At 44.4% G+C, this 13053-nt stretch carries 13 protein-coding genes; 2 read left to right on the top strand and 11 right to left on the bottom strand.

The window, feature by feature from the left end; all coding sequences use genetic code 11:
• Positions 1–58: 58 nt before the first annotated feature.
• From DOE51_RS18645 to DOE51_RS18610, 8 genes are all read right to left on the bottom strand, one after another.
• Positions 59–943: a LamG domain-containing protein gene (locus DOE51_RS18645; RefSeq protein WP_142698026.1), complete on the bottom strand. Its 885-nt coding sequence runs from the start codon at positions 941–943 to the stop codon at positions 59–61.
• Entirely contained in the window at positions 943–3234 is a 2292-nt protein-coding gene (locus DOE51_RS18640) for a hypothetical protein (RefSeq protein WP_142698025.1), read from the bottom strand. The genes DOE51_RS18645 and DOE51_RS18640 overlap by 1 nt, the downstream gene beginning before the upstream one ends.
• Positions 3235–3373: 139 nt before the next feature.
• Entirely contained in the window at positions 3374–4534 is a 1161-nt protein-coding gene (locus DOE51_RS18635) for an AGE family epimerase/isomerase (RefSeq protein ID WP_142698024.1), read from the bottom strand.
• A 51-nt stretch (positions 4535–4585) separates the two neighbouring features.
• A complete protein-coding gene (locus tag DOE51_RS18630) occupies positions 4586–4795 on the bottom strand; it encodes a hypothetical protein (protein WP_142698023.1) in 210 nt (69 codons plus the stop codon).
• 46 nt (positions 4796–4841) lie between these two features.
• Positions 4842–6281, bottom strand: a complete 1440-nt coding sequence (locus DOE51_RS18625) for a catalase (RefSeq protein ID WP_142698022.1) — start codon at positions 6279–6281, stop codon at positions 4842–4844.
• Between the two features lie 11 nt (positions 6282–6292).
• Positions 6293–6781, bottom strand: coding sequence for an ankyrin repeat domain-containing protein (locus DOE51_RS18620; RefSeq protein ID WP_142698021.1), 489 nt, complete (start codon positions 6779–6781; stop codon positions 6293–6295).
• A gap of 133 nt (positions 6782–6914) precedes the next feature.
• Positions 6915–7820, bottom strand: coding sequence for a cation:proton antiporter (locus DOE51_RS18615; protein ID WP_142698020.1), 906 nt, complete (start codon positions 7818–7820; stop codon positions 6915–6917).
• Positions 7817–8338 carry a hypothetical protein gene (locus DOE51_RS18610; protein WP_142698019.1) on the bottom strand — a complete coding sequence of 174 codons (522 nt, stop codon included), beginning with the start codon at positions 8336–8338 and terminating at the stop codon, positions 7817–7819. Before DOE51_RS18610 ends, DOE51_RS18615 begins: the two co-directional genes overlap by 4 nt.
• A 147-nt stretch (positions 8339–8485) precedes the next feature.
• Here DOE51_RS18610 and DOE51_RS18605 point away from each other — a divergent pair, with 147 nt between their 5' ends.
• Complete coding sequence (locus DOE51_RS18605; RefSeq protein WP_142698018.1) at positions 8486–8932, top strand: hypothetical protein; 447 nt, start codon at positions 8486–8488, stop codon at positions 8930–8932.
• A 70-nt stretch (positions 8933–9002) separates the two neighbouring features.
• A complete protein-coding gene (locus tag DOE51_RS18600; RefSeq protein WP_142698017.1) occupies positions 9003–9914 on the top strand; it encodes a hypothetical protein in 912 nt (303 codons plus the stop codon).
• A gap of 97 nt (positions 9915–10011) precedes the next feature.
• On the opposite strand, the gene sucD is transcribed toward DOE51_RS18600, so the two are convergent.
• Genes sucD through mdh form a run of 3 tightly spaced genes read right to left on the bottom strand, consistent with a single transcriptional unit; the run spans position 10012 to position 13011 of the window.
• Complete coding sequence (sucD, locus tag DOE51_RS18595; protein WP_142698016.1) at positions 10012–10884, bottom strand: succinate--CoA ligase subunit alpha; 873 nt, start codon at positions 10882–10884, stop codon at positions 10012–10014.
• A gap of 6 nt (positions 10885–10890) precedes the next feature.
• Complete coding sequence (sucC, locus tag DOE51_RS18590) at positions 10891–12054, bottom strand: ADP-forming succinate--CoA ligase subunit beta (RefSeq protein WP_142698015.1); 1164 nt, start codon at positions 12052–12054, stop codon at positions 10891–10893.
• A gap of 12 nt (positions 12055–12066) precedes the next feature.
• Positions 12067–13011 carry a malate dehydrogenase gene (gene mdh / locus DOE51_RS18585; RefSeq protein WP_142698014.1) on the bottom strand — a complete coding sequence of 315 codons (945 nt, stop codon included), beginning with the start codon at positions 13009–13011 and terminating at the stop codon, positions 12067–12069.
• Between the last annotated feature and the right edge of the window lie 42 nt (positions 13012–13053).

The following is a 13053-nucleotide window of genomic DNA, read 5'->3' as shown; positions in this document are numbered from 1 at the left end:
TCATTTAAAGTTTTGTTTAATTTATAGGAAGTTTAACAAAAGCCTGATTTGGAACGAACTAATTGCACTTTTGATGGCGGTAAACACGGGCCACTTCTGCCGGAGTTAGCACCCTGTTCCACACCGCGAACTCGTCCATGGTGCCTGAAAATGCACTGGAGGCAGGGTTCGTGGAAGTGCTACCGGGGTTGCCTAACAAATAGAAGGGATAACTAGCGTCAGAGGCTGGCGTTCCAGAACCATTTTGCGAATAACTGGTGTCACCACTGGAGGTATCAATGCGTGAATCAGCAACGTTATAAACGACCTCTGTTCCATCCACATATATTTTTACGCCCGAAGCATTCAAGCTTCCATCCCACGTGACGATGACCTGATGCCAGGCATTTGAAAGATAGGCGGTCGTTAGAGTCGGCGTGAATTTTTGCATGTTCGTTGTCGGTGCGACTTTCACAAACACAAAACGGCGGTCATCTTTCATTATGAAAAAATATCCAGCAGAACCGTTGTTATCACTTTTATAAAATAACTTTCTAGAAGTTCCGGTAGTCGCTTTAATCCACATCATGAAGCTGCCGGCCGAAAGATCATTGAGCACGGCTGGCGTTCCAGCACTAACGATATCCGCAGCAGTCGCATTCGCAGTGATGCCTTGATTTAAAATTCCTGTTGCATAGGCAAGAGAGCTTGAACCATTCGTTACCGTCGCGGTAGGGCCACCTGCAATCGCAGACGCCAGCGTCGATCCGTTACCGACTGTGCCAATCGTGCCATCCATATTCCAGTACGCAACTAAGTTTGCTGCAAAGCCCGGTGTTTGTGGATTGTAAAGCACGCGACACTCGGTCACATCAGTGCCTAAAAGACCGCGAAAAAATAAATTCTGAGCGAATGAAATAGAAGGCAGAAATAAAAATGCTAAAACGAATTTAGCAAATTCCATTATTGGAATCCTGTCGACCACGTGATGTAGCAGTCATAATTCGTACCGTTGTAAACGGACAAGATCGCATAGACGGAGTGAGTTCCCGCAGTCGTCGCTTGATTCGGCGGAGAATACTTGCTGGTATTGCAACCCGTGAATGTATACGCACGAGAGGTCGTATCTTGAATCACCAGAGTATAAGTACCACCGTGGGCGAGATTATTAAGCGTAATCGCAGAGCCACCAACGCTTGTTAATAGTTGCGTGTTACTTGTCGACACATCCACCGTTGCGCCAGTGAATGGTGCTGGCGGAGTACTGACGATGGCACCAGCAACCGTCAATTTCGCAGCAGGAGCCGTTGTGCCGATGCCGACATTACCGGTTGAGGTAATACGCATTCTTTCAGCAGAGTTCACTTGCATCGACATATATTGATTTGCAACCGTATCGTCCGTTCTATAACGGATGTAACCTTGTTGCGCTTGTGCAGTGTCACCAAAATAAATTGAAGCGTTGTTAGTAGATGAAGCAAACATATTAATTGCAACACCACCAGCACCTTCCTTATCGAAAGAAGCAACTGATTCTGCAGAAGGTCCGTTGGCTGAAAAGACGTCCCCTTTGACTGCTAAAATACCGCCTTTAATTTGCAATTTATAAGCAGGGGAGTTCGTGCCAATACCGACGTTACCCTGCGAAGTGATGCGCATTCTTTCTGTGCCTTGCAACGTGTTCTTTGTAGGTGTGGTAAAGAAGATGATGTTTTGAACAGCAGCTTGAGCTTGCGCAAAACTGCCACCGTCATTCTGCCCACCAATAAGAACTTCATCACGATCCAAGTACGAGTTACCACCGATTAACGAAAATGGTGTGTCCGTCGTATATGCTGGAACTTGTGAAAGGGATTGTGTTTGATTCACACCGTTGCTGGTCGGATCACCAAGAAGTACCGTCGCGACGTTATTTGAAGGAACTACGGTCAATGCTGCGGGTGACGAAGTCGTATTTACGCCAACTTTTCCAGAATTCACTGACAGAGGGGAATTCGCAAATGTCGAAGCACTACTATAATAAGGAATATAATTTGTTGTTCCCGTACCAGTCATGATTCCCGCAGGTAAATCACTCGAAGCGATTGTTCTAAAAGTCGGAGTACCTGAACCAGAAGTAGGCGCCGCTAGGAAAGTATTTTGCGCATGGGAAGAGTAAGTAATGTTTGATTCACCAATCGCAATCGCAGAACAAGTGAACGATCCACTTGGCGAAATAAATGTCAGTGTCTGGTTCGCGGCACAGCTTGCAGGGAATTGTGATTGTGTCACAAGGCCACTTAGTGCCGTTGAAAGACCCGAGATATCACTTGTTGTTAAAGTTGCTGGCGACCATTTTGAAGAAGCAAATTTTAAAACCTGACCGGCTGTTGGTGCCGTTGAATCAACGTCTTGACCGTTGATTTTTGCAACTGTTGGATTTGGATAAGTTCCTGATAAATCCCCACCTGCAGAACCATTGGGTGCACGTGAATCTGTAAAGCGTGAATCATTTCCTGCAGCGACTGTATTTGCACCCGTGCCTACATTCAAAGTTAGCAACGGAGTGGCTGATCCATTTGCAACCGTTAAATACGAATTTGCAGAAGACACATTGGTAACCGTACCACCCGAAGCACCACTGACACCGGCACAACCAAATTGTTTTGTTGTGGCATTCCAAGTTAAGAAACTTCCGCTATCGCAAGTGGTGTTGCTGTTGACTTCGGCTTTAAGGACGAAATCACTTGCCGTGTTTGTTCCAAGCTTTTGTGCAGAATCTGCGAAACCCGCAAAGGGTACGGATCTTACGATGGAATCGGGTGAAATGGTTTGCCAGCCGCTGCCATCAAAGAACTGCACGCGCAATTTTCTGTTATCTCCAGCAGACCCATTATAAGTGCCCGAAGCATTGCTGCATGAGTAAGAGGCGCCACTTGCAGAACACGTTCCGCATGTGAATGATTTTGTATTATTAAAAGCATCAAGAATCGTGAACGAACCTGTCGTTGGATATTGTACGCTGCCCGAACCAATGGGCACGTCAAACACACCACCAGAGTTCACCATGTTATAGCCGGAAACTTGTTCTTGATAGATAAGGCAAGTGCCTGAAGGATCTAAAATCTGAAAGAGAAAATTGACGTTTGCGTACTGAAGAGGGGTGCCGTCAGTTTTAAGAATGCGTCCCTGATAGGTCAACGCCGCGGGCGACGCAAAAGTGCGTAACGCCGCAAACATGATTATGAAAAGAATCAGGAGACGCTCAGTTTTCATATATAACTGATCGGTCTACCTTAGTAAAAATGTAGTTAAATCGCCGTGAATTCACGTCATATTAGAGTGAGATTTGTACCGTATATGAGCGCAAGCTCGCGGAACAGTCTCACCCTGAGACGTTTATGTAAAATAGCTGTTAATTCACCTTAGGACGATAGTTGAGGTATTCTTCCATCGCATTCACAATATGATAAAGCGAACTTGCTTTCGCAGATGTTCCGCTAAACGTATCAGATGCAGATAGTTGATCGAACCACATGCCTTTCATCGGTGTCTCAAAAAACTTGAACAATGTCTCAAGAGCTTCGTCAGCACCTTTGGCGTAAATGTGTTTTTGATCGCTCGCCGCTTCAGTGCCCAGACGTGCGGCTGCTTTAATACGTTCGCATTGTGGCCAGAAGCGTGATGATTGAAGTTTCGGAGTGTAGTTACTCCACATTTCATCGAAGGCAATTTTACGAATGCACGAAGTGCCGTATTTATCTGCCAACAAATACAATTTATGACGAACAGCTTTTAAATCTTTGCCAGTTAGATCTTCATACAATGACATCAACCATGCCCATTCGTATTGATGGCCTGGTTCATAAACAAACGCGCCGTCTTCCATGATGTGATTCCAGTGTTCATCAAAGTATTCACCTAGAACGTGCGTTTTTGAATCAATGAACTTGTTCAAAGCCAGCGTGATCAAATCGTGACCAAGAACTTTCCATTCATCATCTTTATCGATTTGCATCCACGCGATTGCGGATTCAAACATGTGCATGTGTGGATTTGATTTGTAAGAAACCCCACCTTTTTCATCTAGCTCCGTGAATCCGCCACCTTTAACTTTGCGCTCGCGGTACAAGTACTTCACTAATTCTTTCGCGCGCTTTTTAATTTCTGGATCGGGAGTGACTGAATAAGCTTGCGCCAGTCCGAACAATGCAAACGCCTGAGTGTAAAGATCTGGATTTTTACTTTTTGGAGTTCCATCAGGATTGATCGAATAAATGAATGCACCAGAAGGATCAGAGAATTTAGTCATCAAGTAGCGTGCGCCGTTCATCACAGCTTCGTTTGCAACGTCTTGAGGAATCACACCAAGTCTTGCGCCAGTTAGGAAAGAATACATTTGGCGGGATTGCACCATCGCACGACGAGGAACATCCATTGGTTCGCCCGTGAAAGTCAGACTTTCAACGAAGCCGCCATTTTTAGTATCAATCCCTTTTTCAGTCCACAAAGGGTAGACGTCTTGGGAAAGCCATTGCTTAATCTTTTCGATATTTTTTTGTACTTGTGGATTCATGAACCCAGAATTCAATTCTGGCTTGAATTGGTCAAGGACTAACAAGCAGTCCTAAAGATGATCGATAACCAAGTAGGGGATGACTACATAAAGAGTCACATCACGAACGATGTAATAGGTCACAACAGCGGCGAAGATCTTCCAGCCGTACTTTTTGCGCAAGCCTTTAAAGCCGCTTTCTTTGAATGTCGCTTTCACTTCTTTCAACATTTTCATGCCGGGAAAACTCACTCCTTCAGATTGGTATACAACAGCTTTCATAGGACCCTCAACTCGAAAAGGGGAGGAGCATCCTCCCCTTGGTTAATTACAGTGAAACTCCAACTTTACGCGCGATAGACTCGCCATACTCCGGATCACATTTGTGGAAATGTTGAAGATTGGCACGCACGATTGCGGCGGGAACACCTTTCATGGCGTTTGCTAGATTGGTCGTTAAACGATCACGTTCCTCTGTATTAAGAAGGCGATATAAATCACCAGCTTGAGAGAAATCATCGTTACCTAAATGAGAATTAAAACGATCTGCATCGCCGTCGATTTTTAAAGGCGGCTCTGCGAACTCTGCCTTCTGTGTTGGACCGCCAAAACCATTTGGCTCGTAATTATCCTGACGTCCATAGTTTGTGTCGAATCTCATCGCGCCGTCGCGGTGATAAGTATTCACTTCTGAAAATGCGCGGTTCACTGGAAGAAATTGATAATTCACTCCCAGGCGATAGCGTTGGGCATCGGGATAACTAAAAATACGCGCCTGCAACATTTTATCAGGAGAAAAACCAATTCCCGGAACAACGTTGCCTGGTGAAAAAGCTGCTTGTTCTACTTCTGCAAAATAGTTTTCGGGATTACGATTTAATTCCATCACACCCACATCGATCAGCGGATAATCTTTGTGTGACCAAATTTTAGTAAGGTCGAATGGATTAACTTTGTAAGTGTTCGCATCAGTTTCTGGCATGATTTGCACTTTCACGGCCCAGCGAGGGAAGTCTTTGCGTTCGATCGCCTCGAACAGATCACGACCCGCATAATCTGGATCGCTGCCAGCAAGTTCTTGGGCTTTTTGTGCACTTAGGTTTTTAATTCCCTGCAAAGTTTTGAAATGAAATTTTACCCAGAAGCGTTCGTTTTTAGAATTAATCAGACTATAAGTATGGCTGCCATAGCCATTCATAAAGCGATAACCATCAGGGGTGCCGCGATCGCTGAATAAAATCGTAATTTGGTGTAAAGCTTCTGGAGCGAACTGCCAGTAGTCCCACATGCGCGTTGCATTTTTATATCCTGTTCTTGGGTCTCTTTTTTGAGAGTGAATGAAGTCGGAGAATTTTAAAGGATCACGTTCAAAGAACACGGGCGTGTTGTTACCAACCAAATCCCAATTTCCTTGTTTCGTATAAAACTTAATTGCGAAACCACGTGGATCGCGTTCCGTATCAGCAGAACCTTTTTCGCCTGCGACTGTTGAAAAGCGTAAGAATAACTCTGTCTGTGTTCCTTTTTTGAATACATCTGCTTTCGAATATTTTGAAATGTCATTTGTAATAGTCAGTGTGCCATACGCGCCAGAGCCTTTGGCGTGCACAACACGTTCAGGGATTCTTTCACGAGCAAAATGCGCAAGTTTTTCTATTAAGTGCACATCCTGCAGAAGCAATGGACCACGCAGCCCCGCAGATAAGGAATGTTGATTTTCAGGAACCGGCGCACCAGCAGCAGTTGTCATAGTTTTAGTGTTCGACATGATTGAATCTCCTAAGAGTGTTTAAGGCGATAGCTAATTTGATTTACGAAAAACGAGATAAGATGACCAAGGCGTTGGAAAACGTTCGGAGTTTTCCCGTGTCGTTCCAACAACGGAATGATTTCCCTGCGCCCAAAGGTTCTTGCGAAATCCAGTGCCGTTTGATTCGCGAAATTTTTGGAATCAATGCGGGCGCCCTGTCTTAAAAGAAGTTGCATGATTTCCGTGTGACCCTTGAAGGCCGCACCCATGACGACAGTATTACCGCCTTTGTCTGCTGAATTAACGTCAGCACCGGCTTCAATAAGAAGTAATGCAGCATCATATTGGTCATTGTAAGCAGCAAGCATCAACGGCGAATAACCTCGATGATTTTTCTGATCGACATCGGCACCTGCCAGGATTTCGCGGGCAATCGTGCCCAAATCACCTGTGCGGGCCGCTTGAAGTAGAAGGGGTTCTTCAGTTTTGCTTTTAAGATACTCTGTGTAAGAACGCATAACCGTATCTCCTTATGCATAGAAGATCGGTCATTTATGTGAGTATATCCAATATTCGATTTCGATAGTCGTTATAGGTAATATCTATAAAGTCGTAATAAAGAATATAAATTACTTATAGACGACTAAGAGGCTATTCTTCTTTAAGTTTCCAGATATGAGTCAACGGCTCAGGCAGCAGAGACGTCACAACGGCCATGATGACCAACGTTGCAAATAGAGTTTGATCGATAAGATTCTGTTTTAATGCGAGTGAAGCAATAATGATTTCAACGGCGCCACGGGAATTTAAGGCAAGCCCAATGAGTGTGCTACGTTTATGAGAATAGCCGATCTTCTTTGCGGCGAAATATGATCCTACAAATTTTGTCGTGCACGCCACAATCATCACAATAAGGATTTGTGTCAGATGCAGGTTTTGCCACAGATTAAGCTTCCATCCGATGCTAATAAAAAAGACCGGTCCGAAAACCCATTTAGACGCTTGAACTAAATAACCGCGCAATCTGGGTTGGCCAAAACGTGTGTCAGAAACGATGAGTCCTAAAAAGAAAAATATGACCGAGATATGACTTTGCAGCCAAGGACCGATACCTTCGCTCGGTAATAAAAAAGCAAAAGCAACCCACGCAATGATGTCACACAGTGTAGCGGCGCTAACGATAAGCCTGCCCATCTCGCTTTCATATAAGCCCAGATCTTTTAAAATTTGAATAGCGACGGGCAGAGCTGACACTGATAAGGCGATAGCAATAAATATTGCGGTATTCATTGCCAGTGGTTGCCCATTCCCGTCAGTGATAAGGAAGAAGGCCATTAACAAACCGACAATAAAAGGCGGCAGAAATGCGCCGAAGCTGAGTTTAACTGCTTTTGAAAACGGCTCGCGGGTTTTTTTAAGACTTAATTCAAGCCCGGCGACAAATAAAAATAAATTGGAACAAACAGCAACCAGGCTCGAAACTTCTGTGGGAAAGCGCCATCCCAGTGCGCTCGGTCCTAGAAGCAATCCAATAAGCAAAAATAAAAACAGTTTCACTTACGATGCTTTCTCCAGGCGAAGAACACCAAGGTGCCTAGCGAAGTTAACAGTGCCAGAATAAGATAAACAGTATTTTCCGGAGAAGGATCATTAGAGGCACGGATTCCAAAGAAATAGACGACAGTTTTTAAAATGATACCTGACTGAATTAAAACCCAAATATAGGGCCACAGTTCGCGGTAAGTTTTTTGTTCTTCCGTCAAAGGTTGCACTGGCTTGTGTTTCAGTGGTTGAAATCCCCAGAAACTATTGCGATGAAAATCTGTGACGATCTCGGCCCATACTTGACGAAGTTTCTCGCCATCAATGGGAGCGGTTGCTTTTGCAAACAATTCTTTTGCTTGCGCGCATGCCCGTTGTTGAATCAACTCGCGATCTTCAGCAGAGAAATAACCGCGACCTTGTGTAGAAAAATCGTCATCGAAGTTTTGATCAATCACTTTTAAATAGCGTTGCGCTTCTTCTGTTAAAGAAACGTCCGTCAGATATTTTGCCGTGAAAGATGGGTTATTCATTGGCCGCTAACTTATTCCGGGGATTAATACTTGTCAAAGGCTCGTGGAACACAGGATTCTCATTGAGTTATTGTTTTACGTAATCCCGTGTAACAGGCTTGATTAAAGGCGTTGCCGGGAATAACTACGGCAAGTATAGGAGATTTTATGAAATTCATTCTTAGCCTCGCGTTGTCGGCATTTGCTGTTCCAGTAATGGCCGTGTCAGTCACTCAAGTAAATTGCAAAACAATTGAAGGTCGCGAAACAGTTAGAATTCTTTTCGATAAATCTGTGAACCCGGCACAACCGTGGACAGGTTTTGGCTATTTCGGCGCAAGCTTGGAAGTGAAAGTAGTGAATTCACGCCAAAGCTATAAACGTTCAGATGTGCGTATGTCGCCAATTAAGTCTTATGACGATGTTGATATGCGTGGCGATGCTCAAGGTTTTGATGGTGGGGCGCTTTATCTTCAACTCTACCCAGAGATTGTGAATGGACAGGCAACCGGCAAATTCACAGGTCAATTATTCGTAAACGATCTTGATGCTCGTGCATACTATGACTTTAGAAGCGAAGGTCGTACGCCGGGTCTTGTTTGCGTAGGTCAGTAATAATGCAATTAAGGTTCAACTCTTTGCGATAAGGGTTGAATCATCTATCCCCGGGCCATAGCCTTCTTTTATGAAGACACCTCAATGGTTGGGCCTTTCGATCGCTATTCACGGACTCGCACTGGGCGCGGTCTTTCTTTTTGAATTTAAAAATTCAACGCCTCAACAAGTTGTCGAGTTCGAAATTCAATCGGCTCCCGTGGCGGCGTCATTCAAACAAAATAAAAATCACGGCACGGGCAAGTCTTCAGCGCAAACTGCTGTTGCTAATAATAACTCAGGCAAAGGCAAAAAAGTTTCTTTAAAAGGAACGGATCTTTTCGGTCAGCAGTATAGCTTTAATCAAGCTGACACCGGTTCGGGATCGGGGGATGCAGCAGCTCCGACAACAGACTTCACCGATCGCCAAAATTATATTTTCGACGCTGGTAGTATGCTTGCTGATACCGATCAATGGGAATTCTACCGCCAAGTTTTCGAACGAATCGACAGCCAATTAGTCTTTGATTCCATTCTTGCTCAGTATAATCATTTCGGAAATGTGTTTGTTGAATTTGAAGTGGATGCTCAAGGGCGTTTCGTGGATCACAGACTGAAGATCTCTTCTGATGATTCAGTTTTAAAGGTGCATTCGATGCGCGCATTACGTAAAGGTTTGAAGGAACCATTTAGAAAAGAAAAATGGAATCCTTCAGGCAAGAATGCCATCTTGCAGGCGCATTTTGAATTCCTTCACGGCGACACCGCAATTAATTTTAAGAAGCAAAAAGAATTCGGCAAGGCGATCTTCGTCTTCAAGCGTGCGACAATTGAGGGACCCATCACCAACGACATCGTCGACACAGTTGTTTCAAAAGAAACGATCATCAATCCCTACTTAATTGGTGAGCGCCTAGAAAAGTACAATAAGAAAAAGCGCCTGAAAGCTGGCGAGTACGATCCGTTTGCAAGCTACCGCAACGATCCCGATTATAATCTTTAATTTGGACATAAAAAAAGCGGATCTACTTTCGTAAATCCGCTCTCTAATTTCTAAATAAATTTAAAAACTACTCCTGCGACGCAGGAGTGTAGACCAGCTATTTTTTAAGCATTGATTGCATAGTCACGCCCATATCCGCAGGAGAGCGAGAGATTTTGCAACCAGCTGCTTCTAGTGCTGCGAATTTCGCTTCCGCAGTACCTTTACCACCGCTGATGATCGCACCAGCGTGACCCATACGTTTACCAGCAGGAGCCGCAGCACCAGCGATGAACGCAGTCACAGGTTTTTTGAAGTGATTTTTGATGTATTCAGCAGCTTCTTCTTCTGCAGAACCACCGATTTCACCGATCATGATAACGCCGTCAGTGTCTGGATCTTCATTGAACAATTTCAAAACGTCGATGAAGTTTGTACCGTTCACTGGGTCACCACCGATACCAACTGCTGTTGATTGACCAAGACCCAAAGCCGTCAACTGTCCAACAGCTTCATAAGTCAAAGTACCAGAGCGAGAAAGAACACCGATGCGACCTGGTTTATGAATCGAACCAGGCATGATACCGATTTTGCATTCGCCTGGAGTGATAACGCCAGGGCAGTTAGGACCGATCAAGCGAGTACGTTTGCCTTGCATGTACTTCTTAACTTTAACCATGTCCAATACAGGGATACCTTCAGTGATACAGATCACTAGATCCAAATCAGCATCAACAGCTTCCATGATAGAGTCAGCTGCGAATGGAGGTGGAACGAAGATCACAGAAGCGTTACAGCCAGTCGCTGCTTTAGCTTCTTTCACAGTGTTGAACACTGGAAGACCGATGTGTGTTGTGCCACCTTTACCTGGAGTCACGCCACCAACCATTTTTGTACCGTAAGCCAATGCTTGCTCAGAGTGGAATGTCCCTTGAGCACCTGTGAAACCTTGGCAGATAACTTTTGTGTTTTTGTTAATAAGAATTGCCATCGTCGATTATCCTTTAACCGCAGCAACGATCTTTTTAGCTGCATCTGTAAGATTGTCTGCTGGAGTAATGTTCAAGCCAGACTCTCTCAACATTTTTTTACCAAGTTCTACGTTTGTACCTTCAAGACGTACAACCAATGGAACTTTAAGACCCAACTCTTTAGAAGCAGCGATAACGCCTTCTGCGATGATGTCACATTTCATGATACCACCGAAGATGTTTACCAGGATGCCTTTAACGTTTTTGTCTTTAAGGATGATTTTGAACGCTTCAGTTACTTTCTCTTTATTAGCGCCGCCGCCAACGTCCAAGAAGTTTGCAGGCTCAGCGCCGTGCAATTTGATGATGTCCAAAGTCGCCATCGCAAGACCCGCACCATTCACCAAGCAACCAATATTTCCGTCCAACTTGATGAACGCTAGATCGAATTTAGAAGCTTCAATTTCAGAAGGTTCTTCTTCGTTAAGGTCGCGCATTTCAACGATATCTGGATGTCTGAACAAAGAGTTTGAGTCGAAGTTCATTTTCGCATCAAGAGCGAATACATCATTTTCTTTCGTCACAACAAGTGGATTGATTTCTGCGATAGAGCAATCAGTTGCGATGAAGGCGTTGTAAAGACCTTGGAAGAATTTAGTCGCTTTACCAACAAGAGCTGGGTCCATTCCGATTTGGAATGCCAATTCGCGAGCTTGGAAAGGCATCAAACCAACAGTTGGATCGATGTCTACTTTTTTGATCGCGTTTGGATTGTGTTCAGCAACTTCCTCGATATCCATACCACCTTCAGAAGAAGCCATCATTGCAGCTCTTCCAGTTGCACGGTCGATCAAGCAAGCAACGTAGTATTCTTTCGCGATGTTGCAACCTTGTTCGATGAAAACTTTTTGAACAACTTTACCTTCAGGGCCTGTTTGGTGAGTTACCAAAGTCATGCCGATCATTTTTTTAGTGTAGTCAGCAACTTCGTCCAAAGACTTCGCAACTTTAACACCGCCGCCTTTACCGCGACCACCAGCGTGGATCTGAGCTTTAACAACCCAAACTGATCCACCGATTTCTTTCGCAGCTGCTACAGCTTCTTCTGGAGAGTGAGCAAGCTTACCTTTAAGCGTTGCTACTCCGAACTTTCTCAAGACTTCTTTGGCCTGATACTCATGAATATTCATTTTAATTCCTTACTACTGAACAGTTTTAAGAGCTGATACTAGAGTGCGAACTGCATCTACTGATTTTTTGAACTCTTCTTGTTCAGCTGGGTTCATTTCGAATTTGTGAATTTTCTCTACACCTTTGCCACCGATAGTAGCAAGGACACCAACCATCAAACCTTCGTTAACACCGAACTCGCCAGTCAATTCAACTGCAACTGGAAGAACGCGTTTTTGGTCTTTCAAGATTGCCTCTGCCATTTCAACTGCGCCACGTGCTGGAGCGTAGTAAGCAGAACCCGTTTTCAAGTGACCACCGATTTCAGCGCCAGCTTGTTTTGTACGAGCAACGATTGCTGCGATTTTGTCTGCAGGCAATAGCTCAGTCAAAGGGATGCCTGATACAGAAGCGTGACGTACCATTGGAACCATCGCATCACCGTGGTTACCAAGAACGATACCGTTTACGTCTTTAACAGAAACATTCAATTCTTCAGCGATGAATGTACGGAAGCGAGCAGAATCCAAGCAACCGCCCATACCGATTACGCGCTCACGAGGGAAGCCCAAGATTTGTTTCGCGTAAACAGCCATAACGTCCATTGGATTACAAACAACGATAACGTATGAATTTGGAGCGTATTTTTTAACGCCTTCGCAAACGTCTTTAACGATTTTTGCATTGATACCAACTAGTTCATCGCGGCTCATGCCTGGTTTACGTGGCATACCTGCAGTGATGATAACAACGTCAGAGTCAGCGATATCTTCGTACTTGCTAGTACCTTTTACGCGAGTATCGAACATTTCGATTGCTGAAGCTTGAGCAAGGTCAAGCATCTTACCGATTGCAGCGCCTTCGTTAACGTCAAGAACTACAACATCACCTAGTTCTTTTTGTGCTGCCCAGTGAGCAGTTGTTGAACCTACGAAACCTGCACCGATAACGGCGATTTTTTTTCTTGTATGAGCCATGGTATGAATCTCCTCTAAGGCATCAGAATGAATGAAAAAATT

It is taken from the genome of Bdellovibrio sp. NC01 (genome assembly GCF_006874625.1).
GTDB lineage: Bacteria > Bdellovibrionota > Bdellovibrionia > Bdellovibrionales > Bdellovibrionaceae > Bdellovibrio.
The sequence above is the reverse complement of the archived record's forward strand: the minus strand, read 5'-3'. Positions and strand labels throughout refer to the sequence as shown.

Coding starts and splice junctions, on each gene's coding strand:
- DOE51_RS18645 (WP_142698026.1), bottom strand. CDS start 943: ATGGAATTTGCTAAATTCGTTTTAGCATTTTTATTTCTGCCTTCTATT.
- DOE51_RS18640 (WP_142698025.1), bottom strand. CDS start 3,234: ATGAAAACTGAGCGTCTCCTGATTCTTTTCATAATCATGTTTGCGGCG.
- DOE51_RS18635 (WP_142698024.1), bottom strand. CDS start 4,534: ATGAATCCACAAGTACAAAAAAATATCGAAAAGATTAAGCAATGGCTT.
- DOE51_RS18630 (WP_142698023.1), bottom strand. CDS start 4,795: ATGAAAGCTGTTGTATACCAATCTGAAGGAGTGAGTTTTCCCGGCATG.
- DOE51_RS18625 (WP_142698022.1), bottom strand. CDS start 6,281: ATGTCGAACACTAAAACTATGACAACTGCTGCTGGTGCGCCGGTTCCT.
- DOE51_RS18620 (WP_142698021.1), bottom strand. CDS start 6,781: ATGCGTTCTTACACAGAGTATCTTAAAAGCAAAACTGAAGAACCCCTT.
- DOE51_RS18610 (WP_142698019.1), bottom strand. CDS start 8,338: ATGAATAACCCATCTTTCACGGCAAAATATCTGACGGACGTTTCTTTA.
- DOE51_RS18605 (WP_142698018.1), top strand. CDS start 8,486: ATGAAATTCATTCTTAGCCTCGCGTTGTCGGCATTTGCTGTTCCAGTA.
- DOE51_RS18600 (WP_142698017.1), top strand. CDS start 9,003: ATGAAGACACCTCAATGGTTGGGCCTTTCGATCGCTATTCACGGACTC.
- sucD (WP_142698016.1), bottom strand. CDS start 10,884: ATGGCAATTCTTATTAACAAAAACACAAAAGTTATCTGCCAAGGTTTC.
- sucC (WP_142698015.1), bottom strand. CDS start 12,054: ATGAATATTCATGAGTATCAGGCCAAAGAAGTCTTGAGAAAGTTCGGA.
- mdh (WP_142698014.1), bottom strand. CDS start 13,011: ATGGCTCATACAAGAAAAAAAATCGCCGTTATCGGTGCAGGTTTCGTA.